The sequence below is a fragment of the Aquimarina sediminis genome, from assembly GCF_002895435.1.
Classification (GTDB): Bacteria; Bacteroidota; Bacteroidia; order Flavobacteriales; family Flavobacteriaceae; genus Aquimarina; species Aquimarina sediminis.
In genome coordinates, this window is record NZ_POYJ01000010.1 from 79,598 (window position 1) to 99,896 (window position 20,299).

At 33.4% G+C, this 20,299-nt stretch carries 12 protein-coding genes; 10 read left to right on the top strand and 2 right to left on the bottom strand.

Going from position 1 to position 20,299, the window contains the following annotated elements:
* Positions 1 to 25: 25 nt before the first annotated feature.
* Positions 26 to 985 carry an FHA domain-containing protein gene (locus tag C1X07_RS18715; RefSeq protein ID WP_103071567.1) on the bottom strand — a complete coding sequence of 320 codons (960 nt, stop codon included), beginning with the start codon at positions 983 to 985 and terminating at the stop codon, positions 26 to 28.
* Between the two features lie 1,053 nt (positions 986 to 2,038).
* Here C1X07_RS18715 and C1X07_RS18720 point away from each other — a divergent pair.
* The 8 genes from C1X07_RS18720 (at position 2,039) to C1X07_RS18755 (ending at position 12,618) form a co-directional block, all read left to right on the top strand.
* On the top strand, positions 2,039 to 2,446 hold the full coding sequence (locus C1X07_RS18720; protein ID WP_103071568.1) for a response regulator: 408 nt from the start codon (positions 2,039 to 2,041) through the stop codon (positions 2,444 to 2,446).
* 219 nt (positions 2,447 to 2,665) lie between these two features.
* Entirely contained in the window at positions 2,666 to 3,211 is a 546-nt protein-coding gene (locus C1X07_RS18725) for a heme NO-binding domain-containing protein (protein ID WP_103071569.1), read from the top strand.
* The gene (locus C1X07_RS18730; RefSeq protein WP_103071570.1) at positions 3,204 to 4,799 is read left to right on the top strand and encodes a PAS domain-containing sensor histidine kinase; all 1,596 of its coding nucleotides are present in this window, start codon (positions 3,204 to 3,206) and stop codon (positions 4,797 to 4,799) included. The genes C1X07_RS18725 and C1X07_RS18730 overlap by 8 nt, the downstream gene beginning before the upstream one ends.
* A 5-nt stretch (positions 4,800 to 4,804) precedes the next feature.
* Complete coding sequence (locus C1X07_RS18735; protein ID WP_103071571.1) at positions 4,805 to 5,941, top strand: FIST signal transduction protein; 1,137 nt, start codon at positions 4,805 to 4,807, stop codon at positions 5,939 to 5,941.
* 1 nt (position 5,942) lies between these two features.
* The gene (locus tag C1X07_RS18740) at positions 5,943 to 6,998 is read left to right on the top strand and encodes a sensor histidine kinase (protein WP_103071572.1); all 1,056 of its coding nucleotides are present in this window, start codon (positions 5,943 to 5,945) and stop codon (positions 6,996 to 6,998) included.
* Positions 6,999 to 7,001: 3 nt separating this feature from the next.
* The gene (locus tag C1X07_RS18745; RefSeq protein WP_103071573.1) at positions 7,002 to 7,322 is read left to right on the top strand and encodes an Hpt domain-containing protein; all 321 of its coding nucleotides are present in this window, start codon (positions 7,002 to 7,004) and stop codon (positions 7,320 to 7,322) included.
* A 14-nt stretch (positions 7,323 to 7,336) separates the two neighbouring features.
* Positions 7,337 to 8,056 (top strand): LytR/AlgR family response regulator transcription factor, encoded by a 720-nt coding sequence (locus tag C1X07_RS18750; RefSeq protein ID WP_103071574.1) that lies wholly within the window; start codon positions 7,337 to 7,339, stop codon positions 8,054 to 8,056.
* Between the two features lie 539 nt (positions 8,057 to 8,595).
* Entirely contained in the window at positions 8,596 to 12,618 is a 4,023-nt protein-coding gene (locus tag C1X07_RS18755; protein WP_103071575.1) for a DUF6923 family protein, read from the top strand.
* A 62-nt stretch (positions 12,619 to 12,680) separates the two neighbouring features.
* Here C1X07_RS18755 and C1X07_RS18760 read toward each other — a convergent pair whose 3' ends face one another.
* Positions 12,681 to 14,756: a tetratricopeptide repeat protein gene (locus C1X07_RS18760; RefSeq protein ID WP_103071673.1), complete on the bottom strand. Its 2,076-nt coding sequence runs from the start codon at positions 14,754 to 14,756 to the stop codon at positions 12,681 to 12,683.
* Between the two features lie 571 nt (positions 14,757 to 15,327).
* Between C1X07_RS18760 and C1X07_RS18765 the strand changes: the two genes are divergently transcribed.
* Complete coding sequence (locus C1X07_RS18765; RefSeq protein ID WP_164914200.1) at positions 15,328 to 16,137, top strand: glycosyltransferase; 810 nt, start codon at positions 15,328 to 15,330, stop codon at positions 16,135 to 16,137.
* 107 nt (positions 16,138 to 16,244) lie between these two features.
* Positions 16,245 to 20,261, top strand: a complete 4,017-nt coding sequence (locus C1X07_RS18770; protein WP_103071577.1) for a DUF6923 family protein — start codon at positions 16,245 to 16,247, stop codon at positions 20,259 to 20,261.
* Positions 20,262 to 20,299 lie beyond the last annotated feature (38 nt).

A 20,299-nucleotide genomic window follows, 5' to 3' on the forward strand; every position in this document is an offset into this window, starting at 1 on the left:
TGTATGTTATAATCCTATGATTGCATTAGTTTGCAATTGCCAAGACTTCTCCAATACATTCCTCTTCTTTGAGTATTTGAAAATAGGGATGCGAAAAACGTATTTCACCATGTCTTCTCTCTATAATATTAGAGAATAAATATCCATATGGTTTTGTTTCCATCAATAATTTTCTGAGGCGGTAAATTTTTAGATTCAGGTAGTAGGTATCTAGTTCCTTTCCAAATTCTTTACTCATATCACTTAGTAACTCATCATTTGCAATCCAGCCCTGATCACTAAAAACACAGCCCATACGCACATCCATTAGCCTCTTTCTTGCCAACGCTAGTAGGATATAATTATGAACGCGTTCTCCCAAATCCATTTCTTGATTTTGAATAATAATCTTTACCTGTATATGTTCTTCATCAGAACTTAAAATAAACTGGAAATAAGCGTTATTTACTACATAACCATTATCCATAGTATCCTCTAAGATCCGATTTTCTACATAGGTATATGCCTTATTATCTATATGATAAATTTCGCCATGCTTCAAATTTTGAGCAATCCCTTTTTCTTCTAATTTCCACGTTCCATCAACTGGATAGATAAAAACATCAGGTGTTTTCTCATCTGGAAAAGCGTAGCAAGACTCTAGTTCAATTATTTCATTGTCAGTATGCAAAGATTTAAGGTAGCTCATAGGAGAAGTAAGATCAATTATTTCCCATTGAGTAGTTCCTTGCTCTCCAAATTGTATTTTATACCCATTAGAGAGTTTTATCGTAGTATGATTAATGTATTTTCCATTTACCAAAGTGCCATTTCTGCTATGATCTTGTATGTACCAGTCATTTCCTTTCCAAAATATTAATGCATGAGATTGAGAAATATCTTGTTCAGGGATGTGGGTATTAGCAGTATGTCGGTTTCTACCAAATGTATGCTGTGTATTGAGATAAATGGTGTCTCCTGTTTGACTATTTTTTATAATTGCCATTCTGTACTTTTATAAGTATAGCATTATGTGATGATTTTTTAGGATCATTGTAATGCTTTGCAGATATTATAATTAGTTATTATGTGCTTCATAAAAAGAACCGATACATCATTACTGACTGATTGTAATCAACTTTATTTGCTTAACACATCTATCCTTTAATAGTTATCGGACTGGGCGTGGTTTGGGCAAAACAAAGAATATTACCAAATAGGAAAGTGTATACGATACTAGTAAAGGTTAAGAACCTTAAAAAAAAGTTGTCATTTTTTTAAGAACCATCTAATCTTTTAAGGGTGTCCGGTGAAAATTTTAGTAGAATAAAAATCATAGGTTTATCGGTTTTAAGGAATTAGTATTAAAGAAGTCTTTTGACTCGCCATTTTTTTTTATCTTCGATGGTTAAACTTAAAGATTTTATACTATATAAAATCAACTAAAGCTATTAATTCTGTTTTTAACATTTAAAAAATAAAAATTTAAAAGGTCAAAACGTTATTTAAATAGGGGTTTGCCGTAAAAAAGCACAAATAATTGTACTATTTGTTACCTAAGTTAATCTAAATTTTGTTATTCACCAAAAAAACCTGATTGTTCTCAGTATTGATCTTCGCCCATTTACATCGCAAAAATGATGAGCGTATATTCTTACAAATCATTTCTAGTCAAGTAATAATAACTTCTTACACTTTGTAATTTATCCTTTAATATTTACTAAATACAGGCTCTAAAAAGTTAAAAATTTAACATAAATTAAAAGTAACAATGTCAAATTATCGTTCTCAAAACAGTATGAATAGAAATGATTTTTTTTACTACATTCCTTGCGATCCTCTTAAAAAAATAGAAGATTACTTTAGTCTTTATTTAAAGAGCAACATAGAGCTTAATTTAATTTTTAGTTAAAACTCATTTTCAGTTCAACTATCAAAAATTACCATTCGTCTACACTAAATAGCCTGTTCGACGAAAGAGATCATAAACATACCATAAAAAAGAACATCTTTGGTATTGTCAGAAATCAATTCTGACTAAACCTAAAACACTGAAACAATGAGTCTTACCTTTTTATTAATAGATGACGATGAAATAGAACGATTAAAATTTGCACGAGTTTTACACAAAAATGATTACCCTCATAAGGTTATAGAGGCTAAAAATGGTGAAGAAGCTTTGGACATATTAGCGCAAAAGGACAAGCAGCCAGATTTAATCTTTCTAGACCTGAACATGCCAAAAATGAATGGATTAGAATTTCTTAGTGCGCTTAAATCAAATCAAGAATTACGATACATCCCAGTAATCATCTTAAGTACATCAAATAATCACAAAGATCTTAAAGAAGCGTATAAAATTGGGGCAGCTGGCTATATTGTTAAACCTCTAAAATATGAGGATTATACTCACAAAATAAAGTGTTTAATTGAGTATTGGAGTGTTAATGAACTTTTAAAAATATAATCTATATCTTTATGAATACATAGTATTAAATGTAAATATATTGTCATTGTAGTAGTTCTTATCCGTTTTTATGCCCCAAACTAAGAAAACATCAGTTCTAATTAAGTTTTTTGATTAGAAGGTACTGATAACTACCCCTACGTAATTTTCTTTCAAAATCAGTACACATTATCTGTATTGAGGTATAAAAACATCTAATCTTAAAAAGTTTTTAATCAGATGAAAGGAATAGTATTTACAGAATTTTTAGATCTAGTCGAAAATAAATTTGGTCTGGCAGTAGTTGACAAAATCATACAACAGGCTGATCTCCCCTCTCAGGGAGCCTATACAGCAATCGGTACTTACAATTTTTCTGAAATGTTGAGCCTGCTACAACATCTTAGTGAGCATACTCAATTAAGTATAGATGACCTGCTTCTTACCTATGCCGAGCATTTTTTCGCTGTCTTGGCTAATAGTTACCCAGGCTTAATTGATAAGTATAATGATCCTATAGAGCTTTTATCTTCTATAGAAAACCACATCCATGTCGAAGTACAAAAAATATATCCAGATGCAGAGCTCCCCACTTTTGAAATAATAGAAAAAAGTGATTCTAAGCTAGTTATGATCTACAAATCCAGTAGAGCTATGTATAGTTTTGGGTTAGGATTAATGAATAAAACTTTTGAGCATTTTGACTCCTCTGCAGAAATCACCTTTGAGAAATTAGTATCAGACGGAACAGAAGTGAAATTTAGCATTGTTAAGACGAATGGATAATGAAAGCATATACATATTAAAAAGAGCACTACAGCGGGAGAGAGCCGCCCGAAAACAAGCTGAAAAAATCCTTGAGGACAAATCCCGTGAGCTCTATCAGCGTACACAAGAATTAAAAGAAAGTAACGAAAAACTAGAAGACCTTGTTGACAAAAAAGAAGTAAAATTGCAAAAGGTATTTGATAATTTATTAGATGCTTATGTACAAATGGATATTTTTGGAAATGTCATCGAAATGAATCATGCAGCCAAAAAATTATTTGGATACGATATTTCAAAAGAAAAGCTCAATGTTGTAAAGCTAATCTATAAAGAAGATTATAAATACGCTATAAAATCTTTTCAAGAATTAATGACAAAGGGATCTTTTTCTGACTATCGCGCCAGAGTATACACAAAAAATAATGGAGTACGAACAGTTCATATCAATGCCAGTCTTCTTTTTGATAAAAATAAAACACCGCTTGGCGCACAAGGGATTGTCACCGATATCACAGAAGAACTAGAGCGAAAAAGAATATTCGAAGAACAAAAACAAAAACTCTCTGTTATTGTAGAAAATTCTTCTCTGGGGATTGTATTAACTCAATTTGGAAAAATCGTTCAAACCAATAATGCATTTCAAAAATTGCTTGGATACACTCAAGAAGAGCTCCTTAAAAAAGAAATTAGAGATATTTCTATAAAGGATGAATATGACTCTGTAGCTAGCAAAATAGAAAAAATAAATACTGGAGAAATTGACAACTTCTCTATTAACAAAAGGTATCTAAAACGTAATGGATCATCATTTTGGGCAAAAACAAATGTGGCTGCTGTAAGAAATCCTATTGGAGATATACAATATCAAGTTTCTTTTATTGAAGATATCACAGCACAATTAGAACTTGAAGAACAAAGAGAACAATTAGTTACAAATCTCGAAAAAACAAATCAGGAGCTTAAAGATTATGCGCATATTGTTTCTCATGACCTAAAATCCCCTCTTAGAAGTATTAATGCCCTGGTAAATTGGATTAAAGAAGATCATGTTGATGTACTTGATAAAGAAGGGGTTCATCATTTTAATATGATAGAAAAAACATTAGAAAAGATGGAAGATCTTATTAATGACATCCTGAGCTATTCTAGTGTAAGTAATATGGAAAACTTAGAATCTAAAAAAATTGATCTAAATACTCTTGTTTCAGAAATAATGAACATCTTGTTAATTCCAGAAAACATGACTATTACTATCAAGAATGAGCTTCCGACTATCAAAGGAGATTCAACCAGAATACAGCAGCTTTTCCAGAATTTGATCGGTAATGCTCTTATTTATAACGATAAAGAAAAAGGGATAATCGAAATAGATTATGAAGACAAAAAAACACACTACCTCTTCAGTATTAAAGATAATGGTGTCGGGGTAAAAAAGGAACATTATGATAAAATATTTAAGATGTTTCAATCTGTTGGTGATAACGAAAACTCATCTGGGGTTGGACTCGCAATTGTCAAAAAAATAATAGACCTCTATGAGGGTGAAATATGGATTGAAAGCACAACAGGAAAAGGAACCACCTTCTTTTTTACACTTAAAAAGTAAACACTATGAGATTTCAACAGTTCGAAAAGAAAAAAAATCAAGAATGGATTCCTGTAGTAACTACAGACAAAAAACTAAAAAACCCTTTGGTTCTGGTTTTTGGAAATCGATATGAGCTAGAACACCCCGAGATCTATAATGAAGTTAAAACATTGTTTCCAGACGGAGAAATTGTTATAGGATCTACAGCCGGAGAAATTATTGGCGGAAAGGTGTATGATGATTCAATAACCCTAACAGCTATAGAGTTTGAAAAAAGCACCTATGCTATATTTCGAGAAAATAGTATCGATAATAATAAAGATGCCATACAATTGGGAAATAAGCTCATCCAAAAAGTTAATAAAGAAGGGCTAAAACATATATTCATTGTCTCTGAAGGGAGTTTTGTAAACGGCTCAGCACTGATAGAAGGTCTAGAAACAAAAATTGATAATGTAGCGATAACAGGAGGTCTTTGTGGAGACGACTCCAGATTTGAAAAAACAATTACTGGTTATAATGAACCCCCAAAAGAAGGAGAAGTTGTTTTAATTGCTTTTTATGGTGAATCCCTCGAGATTAGCTATGCGCAATACGGTGGCTGGACTCCTTTTGGACCGGAACGAATTATTACTAAATCCGATCAAAATATCCTGCACGAATTAGATAATAAACCTGCATTGGATTTGTATAAAAAGTATCTAGGTGACAAAGCTGCCGAGCTTCCTCAATCAGCATTGCTATATCCATTAAGTGTTAAATCTAAGGACAAAAAAGAATCTATTGTAAGAACAATTTTATCTATAGACGAAAAAACCAACACAATGACACTAGCAGGAGATGTTCCCGAAGGTTCTGTAGTACAACTAATGATGGGACATATAGACCATATTGTAGATGGGGCTCAACTAGCAGCCGAAATAGGTATGAAAAACCGAAAAACCAAGCCAGATCTGGCACTACTGGTTAGCTGTATCGGTCGAAAACTTGTTATGGATCAACGTGTCGAAGAAGAAGTAGAAGAGGTTATAGAATCAATTGGCTCTCAGGCAATTGTTGCAGGGTTTTATTCTTATGGTGAATTAGCACCCTTCGCAGGAAAAAACTCGAGTTGTGAGCTACATAACCAAACGATGACATTAACCTTATTTAGTGAATAATATGCATTCATTATTAGCTAGACAAATTAAAAAGCTTTTGGGTACAGAGCATACTGAATCCCCAAAAATTAAAGAGTTTTTAAGTGCTATTGATAGATCATACAATAACTATGAAGATCAACTAGCCATGTTACAACGTGCAATGTCCATAAGTTCTAAAGAACTATTTGATGCTAATCAACAACTTCAGCAAGAAGCTGAACAACAGAAACAAGTTATTGCCAGTTTAACAGATGCAACAAGAATATTACAGACCATAACTTTTAAAAATACCAAAGAAGGGAAAAATGGAAGTGAACTTTCAGGAATTGAACTCGCTGTTATGATCGAAGAACAAGCAGTACAAATTTCTGAAATCGAAAAACAACGAGAATTATTACTTAAAGATCTAGAAAAAAGTAATAAAGAACTAAATGATTATGCTCATGTAGTATCTCATGATTTAAAATCACCGCTAAGAAGCGTTAATACCCTAATCAACTGGATTAAAGAAAGTAATGACGGGAAATTAGAAACCGACACTCAAAAAAACCTAGAGCTAATTGACCAAAATATTGAGAAAATGGATAACCTGATTAGTGGTATTCTAGAATACTCTGTAATTGATGATAAAACAAGAAATCTAGAGTCTTATATCGATCTAAATGATTTGATTAAAGAAGTAACAAGTTTAATACACATCCCTGAACATATCAAAATTGATGTGCACCATACACTTCCGGTTATTTATGCAGACGAGTCTAGAATAAAACAAGTGTTTCAGAATTTGTTTACTAATGCTATTAGCGCAATTGACAAAGATAACGGAGAAATAACTGTTTTTCATGAAGAAACGATAGATTTCTGGAAATTTGGCATTAAAGATAACGGCAAAGGAATCTCTAAAAAATATCACAATAAGATATTTGAAATATTTCAAAGTCTTGATGATCAAAAGAAATCGACAGGTATTGGTTTGTCGATTGTAAAAAAAATAGTAGAATTTTATAATGGTAAAATTTGGATAGAATCAGAAGAAGGTCTAGGAACTACCTTCTATTTAACACTAAAAAAATAGTATATGAACGAAGCCCCAAACTTAGTATACATCAAAGAGCTGGCAGATGGCTCTAAAGATTTTGAACAGAAATTAATTGCGATCATAACTCGTGAATTTGCCGAAGAAAAAAATGAGTTTTTCGAAAATTATAATGGAAAACTATACCTTAAAACAGCAGAAAATGTGCATAAAATAAAACATAAAATAGGAATGCTAGGCTTTGAAAAAGGATATCAGACAGCTGTAGATTTTGAAGAGGGGCTAAAAGAGAATGATCCTTCGTTATATTCAAAATTTATCTTAATTTTAGAGTCTATAGAACATTTTCTTAAAACCCTTTAAAAAACCAACTTAGTATGAATTGCATTATTATTGATGATGAGGAAACCGCTAGAGTAATTATCCAACAGCTATGTTCGCAAGTAGATAAGCTTAATGTTGTACAGGATTTCCCTAATGCAATTCAGGCTATCAAGTTTTTAAACAAAGAAGAGGTAGATCTTATATTTTTGGATATTCACATGCCGGATTTTACAGGTTTTGACTTTATCGACACTCTAAAAAATCCTCCTAAGATTATCTTAACTACTTCTGACAAAGATTTTGCTTTAGAAGCTTTCGAGTATGATTGCATCATAGACTATTTGGTAAAACCCATAACATTACCGCGGTTTATTAAAGCTATCCAAAAAGCAGAAAGCACGCCAGCTGTTTCTCCTTCAGCTGCTTCCGTAGAACAGGCAACAGCCACCTCATCAGCAGAAGAAAATGAACTTTATATTAATATAGACAGGAGGCTGATTAAAATAAACATCCCTACCATCAATCTTATTGAAGCCAAAGGTGATTATGTCCTGATCAAAACCGAAAAACAAAACTATACCGTTCATTCTACATTAAAAAAGGTAGAAGAAAAACTTCCTGATGATCTTTTTTTGAAAGTACATCGATCTTATATCATTAATATCAAAAAAATTATAGACATCGAAGATAATAGTGTGCTAATCGCCAAAGATGTAATCCCTGTGAGTCGTTCTAATCGCCCCGAATTGATGAAGCGCCTAAACATGCTTTAAGTGTATTAGATATTCTTTTAGGTATCGTATTAAATACCTTTCAAATACAATTCAACAATTCTAAAAAGAATTATAATATATAACAGAAACACTTCTGCAATTGTCAAGCATGTTTTGAGTTTTAAAAGATAACCTTCAAGATTAGTCAAACACTCTTCAATAATATTCAAACGTACTTCAAGAATTGATAAATTTAGATCAATATTTATCAAATGCATTTCAAAATTGATCAAACATACTTCAAGAATTGGTAAATACTCTTCGTGGCAGGGCAATATCGTTTTGTATACTAGTAAGTGCTACCTAAGATTAATCAAAATAAAATAATTGAACACCTGTTTTCTATCCCCCTTTATCTTTCCCAAAATACTTTTATATGTAAAATAACACCTCATTATCAGCACATTACAACCAGTATTTTATTTATCGATCTTCATAAACCACTCATCTACAACCTACTACCACTTATCGAATAACTACTCTCTCAAAAGCTAGTATAGGCTAATTTTAGGTATCTAAAAACCTAAACCATTACAGACATGAAAAAAGTAACTACTCTTATAACAATATTAATAGCCTTATCCACGTACTCTCAACAATCCTTTGACTGCGATGAAGGCAATTTTTATCAAGTCATCTCAGGGGCTTTAAAAGCATATGATCCAATAACCGGATCCTATTCTGATGCTTTGCACACCTACGCTACCACTTATAATGCCGGTGGATATAACCCAGAAGACAATTATCTATATGCCATAAAAAAAGGTGATAAGCATTTACTTAGAATAGCAAAAGATATGATTGTAGATCTTGGAGCTGTTTCTGCTTCAGGGACAACAGTATTTGGAGGTGGTTATGCAGCGGATGTAGATGCAGATGGAAATCTTTGGGTTTACCAAAACAATACCAAAAAAACATTTCATAAAATAACGAATCTAAAAGACTATGACGGATCTTCTGCTCCAGTGTTTGAAGTAATAGAAGCCGACCAAACTTCACCAAGTACCTGTGCAGATATTGCTTATATAAATGGTTCTTTTTATGGAGGAAGCAGAGGAAAACTTTACAAATGGGATCTGTCATCAGATACTCCTGTATTTTCACAAAAAACAGTAACCAATCTACCTACCAGTACTTTTGGTGCTGCCTATGCAGATGCGAACAACAGATTATATTTGTCTGATAACAGTGGAGGGTTATATCTTATCAACGATTATGAGAGTAGCACTCCTACAGCAACATTGCTTAATCTAACAGAAACCACAAATTCCAACGATGGTTTTAAATGTGCAAATGGAATTTCTCCATTAGATAAAGATCAAGATGGTGCACTGGACTCTATGGATGCAGACACCGATGGAGATGGCATTACAAATATAGTAGAATGTAAAGGTATTGATCCTTATGGAGATGCCGATGGTGATGACCTATACAACTACCTTGATGATGACATTAGTGGTAATGGAGATAATGTAGTACAAGACACTTTTGACAGAGATAGTGATGGTATCCCTGATTTTATGGATATCGATTCTGATAACGATGGAATATATGATATTGTAGAGGCAGGACAAGGAGATAAAGACACTAATAATGATGGGATCCATAATGCATCTGATACTAACTTTTTGGATTCTGATTTAGACGGGTTAGCAGATGCGTTTGATCCTGACCAGGGAAACTCATTTACTCCCATAGATACTGATGGCGATACTATTTATGATTGTTATGACATTGATTCTGACAATGATGGTGTTGTAGATATTATAGAAGGTCAAAACAGTGCAACCTATCAAGGATTATCAGGTGTTGATGCCGATAGTGATGGTATGGATGATGCTTTTGATAGCGATTACGGAGGAACTACGAATGGAACAATAAATACTGACGGTACTGATAACTACGATCATCTGGATACCGATTCTGATAACGATGGAATATCTGATAGTACCGAAGCTTATGATAGCGATGGTGATGGAGTTGCAGAAACAACAATTTCTGGGATTGATGATGATGAAGATGGATTAGATGACAATTTTGACTTAAGAAAAAGTAGTTTTGATCCTGAAAATGGAGGGCAAACGCCAGCTAGTTTTCCTTTGCCTCCAATATGTGACAGATACAACTATTTAGGGACTTTCACTTCAGATGGTACTCCTCTATATCTGGATGGACAGGACGTAGTAACACAAGAAACATTAGATTTGATAAATAATGCCCTACCAGAAGGATATCCTGTGCCAGATTTTAACCCTCATTATATTTCATCAGGATACGATACCGATGTAGAAGTATTAGAACAAGTAGATATCTGGGTCACTTTTGTAGGAGAAGGTGCAGGGTATAAAAACACACTTGGATTTTATACTTATGATCTTAATAATCCCTCACCATCAATACCTGCGCCAGAAGATATTACAATCGTTTTTCCTAACGTATCTGCTGTGGGAAGTGGCGGTGGATTACAGATAGGTGATAAAGTAAAAATAGGTACTTTCTCTGCCAATACAGGAATAGGATGGGTATTATTAGCCAATGCGTGGTCAGATGGTTGTGTAGGAACAGGATACTGGCAATTACATTCTAATCCAGATTTTAATCCAGAAAGTAATGAGTCATTAAGACACCATAATGTATTATTATCTGATCCTGATAATGAAAGAATAATATTAGGTTTTGAAGATATTAGAAGAGACTATGTTTCTTGCGATAATGATTTTAATGACGCACTATTCTATATCACCGGAAGTCCATATTCAGCTATTTCGACAAGCAATTGTGTAAACATAAATACAGCGACCAATGTAACTTCTGGAAACAATGGCGGACTAGAAAGTAACGGAGATCTGGCAAATTTAATCGCTAAGCGTAACTTTAACAGAACTAAAACTAATGCCGTTTTTAACACCAAAAAGGCGCAAAAAAGGTTTCAACCAGGAAAAAGATCTTATAAGTCTGCTAACGGAGAAGATCTAAGTATTCATTTTCCTAAAACAGGAATATTTGGCACAGAATCTACTCATGTATCGAGTCCAAAAGATTTATTGGGGATTACTAATGCCGAAGCCGTATTTTCTGTAGATTATTATCAAGGAGAAGAAAGAGTTGCTGTAGCACTTGCCACATCAACAAAAGGTTCTATCTATGATCATTCAAAAACAATTTGCGATCGATTAAACGGATCCAAATTACTAGATGTAAGAACAGTAGACATCAAGAACCATACGATTATGAGCACAAAAATAGAGAGAGTTACAGGAGAAATAGAATATACGTTAACCTTCTCTATCAGAAAAGCTGAATTCGAAAATGAAATCTATAGTCTATGGAATATAGGGAACTATCCTGATGGAGATTATATAAACTTTCAGGTTTGGGGAGGATCAGTACCACAAGTAGCAAATATTGCCAATCATATCCTAGATTCTTTTACAATAAACAAGCCATTAAGAAGTCATAAAGTAAATCATAGAGTTCCTACAGTATTTGTTGAACAAGGATCATATGCTAATGGAAAACTTACGTTAAACATCATTAATAAACATGCATCTAGTCAAATGACCTTTAATGGTAATGTAAGAGCTACTGAGCAATCAAAAGAACATAGCATAACTAAAACGATAGCACTATCAGGAGCTTATACCCAAAAAATAACAATTGACACCGGATACTTGTTTGATATAGGGTTCTCGATTGCAGGAGAAAACTCATCACAATTAGATGCTCTGTATTTGGCAGATGGCCCATGGGGTATTGATTATAATGAACAAGGAGTTGTTGTTAAAAACTTTGAAGTAACAGAACATAGCAAAACTATATCAGAAGATAAATACATTGTGGAGCGTAATGCCATGGTAGAAGGTAATGCTAAAGAAACTATTAACCTATTTAGAAATATTCTTGCTGGTGAACTTACACTAGATGTATCTGAGTATAATGCTATACAATTTGAAATGTTTAATGATAAAGATATCGAGGTAATACTAGTTACTGAGGATCTTACAGATTGGAATGATAGATTACGATATAAGATAGACATGTCTAACCAAAAAAAGACATATACACTTTCATTTTCTGATTTTGTAGATGGCAATGGAGAAAAAGTAGCTGTAAAAAAAGTAAGAAGTATCGTCTTTTCGATTCTGGGTAATTATCAAAGCTTCTCCCCTTTCTTTCTTAAAGTTTCTGACCTAGCTTTTACAGTCGCATCTGAAACAAATACGGAGATCGATACAGAATCTGATACAGATACTACCCCAGAAACAACCTCAGAGGAGGAAGAAATAGCAGAAGTTGAAACAAATGAGCTTACCGTATATGCTAAACTTAAAAACTATCCTAACCCATTTACGACTACCACTACAATTCAAGTTCCTGGAGTACATGATAGATTAGATATGGTTGTTATAGATATGCTAGGTAGAGTGGTTAGACAAGAAACCGTGGTACTAAACAATAACCTAATAACTTTTGAAGCCAAGAATCTAACGCCAGGAATATACAGATATAGTATACAAGGTGATAGCAAACAACAATACAAGGGTAGTTTTTTGATACAATAAAGATTAAGGTTGGTTTTTTCATGATTTGGGTAGTAACGAGGGTAATGATATCATTATCCTCGTTATTTATTTAGTTCCATTATCTTTTTGTCAAAAATAGGTCGTCTTAAGAAATACCATTTTAGCTTAAATCCAAATTCTATATACTCAAATCCTGCTGCAGTAGCCGAAGCAATATTACTATACATACCATATATATTGGCATTAAAACGTTCTGAAAAACGATGCCCAAACTTTGATTCTGCTCTAAACGTAGATGAGCCCGGGTCATCTTCTACAAACTGACGCCCCAACGCGGCACTTACTTTATAAAACCAATTTTTCTGAGGATCACTTACAACTTCTGCAAATACTTCTCCTAGATTAAATCTTTCTGGGCTAAAATAAATCTCTGGAACCGAGTTCTTAAAAGAAATGTATTGATAATTAAGACCCATTTTTAAGGCAGGTCTTTGTAAGAGAGTATAATATAATGAGGTAAACAACAGGTTTCTAGTATTCTCATCTGTTTGCGACGTATACATATATTGAGTATACCATCCCAAATTTATATTGGTCCCCAAATTATAATTCAAAAAATAATTATTCATTACAATCTCTCTATTCAATAAATCCGCATTAAAATTTTGTAACTCTCGCTTGTACCCGAGATCTAGGTTCTGAAGTCTAAGAGGTTTTGTTTTTAATACCGTCTCCGAAACTATTTCTGTATAATCCTCGGTAAACCCGTCTGCATTGGTAACCCCTACTCTGGATTGCAAAGAGGCTCTACCACTGAACTTATATAAAAACCCAACAGAAAAATCATGAGAAGATGCCGTATTTCTGGTCACTGTATTTTTTGTAGTTCTATAATCATATTTTATCTCTGGTATAAATTTTACCGATAACGGAATCTCTGACCTCACCGTCACATTAACTGCCTCATTGTTCCCATTATCAAAAGTAAATGCAGTTTTTTCTTCGATAAAAGGGGTATGAGACTTTTTTAGAGTTTTTATTAATTTTTCTGCATCCTGTTGTTTAGGATAATACTTTAGCGTCTTAAAAGCATAGGTATACGATTTTTTATCATCTCCTACCGCTCTATAGGCATTTGCTATTCCTAAATTACCATCAAAAGAGCTTTTGTCTTTTTCCAAAATCAAATTATAATTGTCCAAACTGGTTTTAAACTTACCAGTATACATTCCATGAGCAGCCTGCAAAGCTAATACTCTGGAGTTATCGGGATATAGTGATTGTAATTGCGTTATATCTCTCTGTGCGGACATAAATTTTCTATTCCATAATAAAGCTTGTATGTATCTTTCTCTTGCAGATAGATAGAGTTCTTTATCATCTTTAAATTTTTCTGCCTTATCCAATACCAGATCAGCAGTAGCTAATGCTTTTTTCTCTTTATGCTCTTTATGAGCAACAAGAGCCAAACCATTTAAAGATAAAATACTGTCCTTAGGATTTGATGCCAACGCTATATATGTTTTTTCTGCATTTTCGAGATCATTTGTAATTAAATATATATTTGCCTTATTTAACTGTGTATCCTTATCATTAGGAAAATCGATCAGGTTTTTATCCAATAAAGCTATCGCTTGGTCATAGTTCTTATTTTGTGCAATAGTATTGGCATATCCAAGTCTAATATACTTTCTGGATAATAGTGCATTGGGATTACCCTCCTGTATCTGTAATGCTTTGTTTACCAATTCTAATGCGGTTTTATATTTCTTTAGATTAGAAAGTGTATTGGCATACCCTAATACGGCAGGAAAATTCGTACTATCCTCTTTGATCAATTTTTCATAAAACGTCTCTGCCTTTGTAAATTGGCTATCCCATAGCAGTGACTCTGCATAATTTAACTTAATCTCAAAATCATCTGGGTATTCAGACTTCAGTTCTGTAAAAATAGATACTGCCCGTTTTGAATCTCCTAATAACCCAACCGCTCTTCCAAAACATAGGCGGGCAGTTTTATTTTCTGGATATTGTTTTAAAATTGTAGTAAAAAAGGTTTTTGCTTTGCCATATTTTCCAGTTTCTAAATAATTAAAACCTTCTTGCATATCCTGTGCAAATAAAGATAAAAATGGAAACAAGAATAACAGACTAAAAAAAAATAGTTTAGTACGCATCTTTTTGTGTAATAGTTGATTAATATTGTTAAAGTAAGAATATCTAAAAAAACAGGCATCAAAAAATTTGATAAGTTTTATAAAAAATAATACTGTCACCCATGATTCAATTCAAAAAAATAGCATGTATTAACATAATTTTATATAATTTAGACTTTAAACGGGGGGAAAACCCCCTTTGCTCAACATCAAAATTCTACAAAAAGCACTTTTTTCTTTAACATGTGTAGTATTTTTCCTTCATTCAAATGTTAAAGAAAAGTTAAAATTTAAGTCAAAAACAACTGATTATCGACAAAATACACTGTTTTTGGCACCTACGTAAACATTTTGCGGTTTTACCGTAAAGAAGTTTCAAAAACAGGTATTACTTTTACAATGAGTTGATAACTAGTATTTAACGATCAATTCACAAGTAAAGTAAATTCGTCAAAATGTAAAATAGTCTTCAAAAATCCCCAGAAGAATGTTTAACATTAATTAAAAGATTTAAGACCAAAAGATCATATAAAAGGTCGCTCTTATAAACCAATACTTCTACTACCCCGGAGGTATGTCCCAAAATCTAAAAATGATGACGAAAACTACAGGAATTATTATCCCGTGCTATAATGAGTTTTATAGACTGGATCAAAAAAAGTTTTGCAATTTTCTAAGCCAAAACTCAAATTACCACTTATGTTTTGTGAATGACGGAAGTTCTGATGACACTTTAAAAATGTTATGTGAACTTAAAAAATTCGATTCTCAAAGAATATCAGTACTTGATCTCCAAACCAACCAAGGTAAAGCCACAGCGGTACAAACAGGTGCTAATTATCTAGCCGATATCGATTATATTGACAATATAGCCTTTCTTGATGCCGATCTTTCTACTTCATTAGAAGAAATGGACAATCTGGTAACAAAATTAAATAGTGATCCAAAATTAACCATGGTTTTCGGATCTAGAAAAGCCGACGAATCAAATAATATCGACAGAAATATTATTAGAAAATTTTTATCAAATTTTGTTGGGTTCTTTATCCGATTTATTCTTCAACTTCCTATTAAAGATACCCAATGTGGAGCTAAAGTTTTTAAGAAAAGTATTATTGAAAACGTATATAGCCAAAAATTTATTAGCCGATGGTTATTTGACATAGAAATATTTCTTCGATTAAAAAAGCATATCGGATTAACCGACCTATTAAACTGTATTAGTGAAGAACCACTAGACAGCTGGATTGAAGTAGAGGGTTCTAAAATTACACTAAAAGATTCTTTCCTTATCCCTTTCAATTTATTAATGATCTGGTTTAGCTATTTCAAAATGAATACAGATAATAAAAATGCTTCAGAGATTTTCAATATTAAAACAAATTATTATATGGTAAGATAACTACTTTTCTTCTTTACGAAAACCAAATCAAACCAACATTTTTTAACAATATAAAAACGCCTGTATCCATCTACCAACAATGGATATAAGCGACACAATAGTAAATTATGAAAAAGACCATTACTCTTTTGGTAATTATTCTAACAATGGGTATTACCAATGCTCAACAACCTTTTGATTGTAATGAAGGAAAGTTTTACCAAGTAATTTCTGGAGCATTACGATCATATGACCCCGTAACAGGAACATACTCGGATCCTCTTCATACTCATACTGCGTATAACGCAGGAGGATACAATCCTGTAGATAATTTTTTATATGCCATACGCAACAGTGACAAGCATTTATTACGAATAGGTACAGATCTTATAGTAGACCTTGGTGCTGTTGCTCAAAATGGCGGTATTTCATTTGGTGGCGGATACGCTGCAGATGTGGATAGTGATGGAAATTTATGGGTCTTCCAAAATGCTATTGACAAACAGTCATTTCATAAAATTACTAACCTGCAAGACTATGATGGTTCTTCACCACCTGTATTTGAAATTGTAGTGTCTAATCAGGCTTCACCCAGTACTTGTGCAGATATCGTATTTATCGATGGCAACCTATATGGCGGTAGTAAAGGAAATGTATATAAATGGGACCTTACCACAGCTACCCCTGCTTTTAGCTATACATCTGTAACAGATTTACCAAGTGATACATTTGGCGCTTGTTATACAGATACGAGTAATAGGTTATATGTATCAAGTAACAAAGGAGGGTTATACCTGGTAAATGATTACCAAGCTGCCTCGCCTTATGCTTCGTTGCTAAACAATACTGAAGTTACCAACTCCAATGATGGGTTTAAATGTGCGGTAGGGGTATCTCCTATCGACGCCGATAAAGATGAAGTTTTAGATCCATTTGATAAAGATACTGACGGTGACGGGATTCCTGATGTCGTAGAAGGTGGCGGAACCGATCCGTATGGAGATGATGATTCTGATGGAATATTTAACTACCTAGATCCCGATTTTGGAAATACCTGTAATAGCGGTGTATCTCTTGCTTTTGATACTGATAGAGATGGAATACCAAATGTATTAGATCTAGATAGTGATAATGATGGAATATTTGATATCGTTGAAGCTGGTTTAGGAAGCTACGATACTAATGGAGATGGTTTTTTTAATAGCCAGGACACTAATTTTGTAGATTCTGATCTCGACGGAATTGCCGATATAGTAGATGTAGACCAAACCGGAGTTGCGTTCTACCCGGCAGATACAGATGGAGATTTAATCTATGACCCTTACGATATTGATTCTGATCAAGATGGGATCATCGATCTTATTGAAGGTCAAAATAGTGCAAGTTTTGTAACACTTTCTGGATTAGATCAGGATAGAGATGGTATGGATGATGCTTTTGATCCCGACAACGGAGGAACTCCTCAAGGATACATAAATACAGATGGTACTGATAATCCAGATTTCTTAGATACCGATTCTAACAACGATGGTACTCTAGATACCGTAGACGGATATGATACCAATAGCGATGGAACAGCAGATACCGTAGCATCTGGAAATGACTTTGATCAAGACGGATTAGATGATAATTTTGATTTAAAAGAAACTGTATTTGATTCTGATAATGGAGATCAGACACCTAGTAGTTTTCCTGTATTGAGTGTAGGTCAGCGATATCAATACCCAGGGACTTATAATGGTAATGGAACTCCAGACTATTTGGCAACCAATGAGACATTAGCTTCAGACTATCTTAATCGTATTGATAGTGCGTTACCAGAGGGAAGTTCTGTTGCGGACCTTAACCCTAATTATATATATTCAGATTACGACACAGATGTTATACTAGAAAGCAGCACTAATATTTCGGTAACTTTTATAGGTGAAAACACTAATTATAAAAACACACTAGGTTTTTATACATACGACATTAATAGCCCATTATCACAAACTCCAAATCCAGAAGATATAACAGTCGTTTTTCCTAATGCATCTAAAGTAGGTAGCGATGGCGAGCTAATTGCTGGAAATACAGTAAGTATTGGTAGTTTTCCCGCAAATACAGGAATTGGGTGGGTATTATTGGCAGATGGCTGGAACGGTACATCTGTAGATTCTGGATTATGGCAAATCTATACTAATCCAGATTACAATCCAGAATGTGATGAAGCATTACGCCCTCATAATATTTTATTAGCAGATACTGCTAATGAAACTATAGTATTAGGTTTTGAAGATATTAGAAGGGACTATCCAGGTGCGGATCATGATTTTAATGATTTATTGTTTCATGTATCAGCAAACCAATATTCAGATTTAAAAACTACAAATATCCTCGAATTAACAGAAGAAGGTGTTGTTACTTCAGGAAATAATGGTGGATTAGAAAGCAACGGTGATTTGGCCAGTCTGATCGCTAAGAGAAATTTCTTAAGGTCTAAAACAAACAAAGTCCATAACCAAAAGAAGTATCAACAACGCTTTGCTCCTGGCCAAAAATCGTACAAAACAGGAAACAATCTAGATCTAAGTGTCTATTTTCCAACCACGGGTGCTTCTGGCACAGAAACATCTTTTGTTTCTAGCCCTGATGATTTGATTGGTATAACGAATGCCACTGCCGTATTTTCAATAGACTACTATAATCAAACTAAAAGAGTTGGAGCAGCATTGGCAATGGCTACCGAAGGATCTGTTTATGATCACTCTAAAACAATATGTGATAGGCTTAATGGTTCTGTACTCGAAGATATTAGAACATTAAAAATTAGAAATCATACATTGGTAAATACCAAAATCAGAAGAGCCACTGGAGAAATTGAACAAGCATTACACTTCTCTGTAAGAATTGACGAATATCAGAATGAATTGTACAGCTTATGGAATATAGATCAATATCCCGAAGGTGATTACCTTAACTTTCAAATCTGGGGAGGTTCTATACCACAAGTAGCAACAATTGCTAACTCTATCATTGATAAATTAGTTGGTCAGAAATCACTTGGCAAAACCTTTATCCCTAATAATATCCCATCGGTATTCGTACAAAAAGGATTTTATAGAGATGGTAAGCTTGTGCTTAATATGATTAACAAATCTGGTGTAAGTCAGTTCAATTTTAGAGGAAATAAAAGAGCTACTGAGTTATCTGATGAAGAATTAATTACTAAAACCATATCACTATCTGGCAAATATCAGGAGACAGTTACTATAGAAACAGGTTTCTTATTTGATATTGGATTTGCGATCACTGGAGATAACCCAAATCAGGCAGATGCATTATACCTTGCTGATGGCCCATGGGGTGTAGATTATCAGGAAAAAGGAGCAACCATATCCAATTTTGAAATCATTAAAAACAAAAATACAGAAGACAAAGAAAATCATTACAAAATAGAACGAGATGCTAAAGTGAATGGTCGTATAAAAGAAACTGTAAACGTGTTCAGAAACATTCTTGGCGGAGATCTTACTCTAAACGTTACAAAATATGATGCTATAGAATTTGAGCTATATACAGATAAAGATATTGAAGTAATTTTGGTTGCTAAAGATCTTACTGATTGGAATAAAAGACTTAGATATACCATAAAAGCGAAGGATACAAAACAAGCTTATACTATTCCTTTTGCTGATTTCTCCAATGCCACAAAACAAAATGTTACTATAGAAGAACTAAGAAGTGTTGTGTTCTCGATTCAGGGAGATTATCAAAGTTTTACATCTTTTAACTTAGACATCTCTAAATTAGCATTTACTGTTGAAACAGCAGAAGAAAATGAAGAAGAGGAGAATACAGCTCCAATAGCTATCGATAGCGATGATATCGAAGATATAACTAATAGCAGTACGGCAATAACCAATTCTCCAAACCCTTTCAGAACACAAACAGTTATAAAAATGCCTACTCCACAACAAAAACTAACCATTTCTGTGATAGATATGTTGGGTAGAATAGTGCAGAAGGAAGAATTGGGTAGTACAGGTACTTCAACAGACACCTTTACTTTTACTGCTAAGAATTTACAGCGAGGAGTCTATAAATACATTATAAGAGGAGACAACTTTAAGAAAAGATATGAAGGAAGTTTTTTAATACAATAAAATAAACCTAATAAACTGCTATACCATAATACCCATGG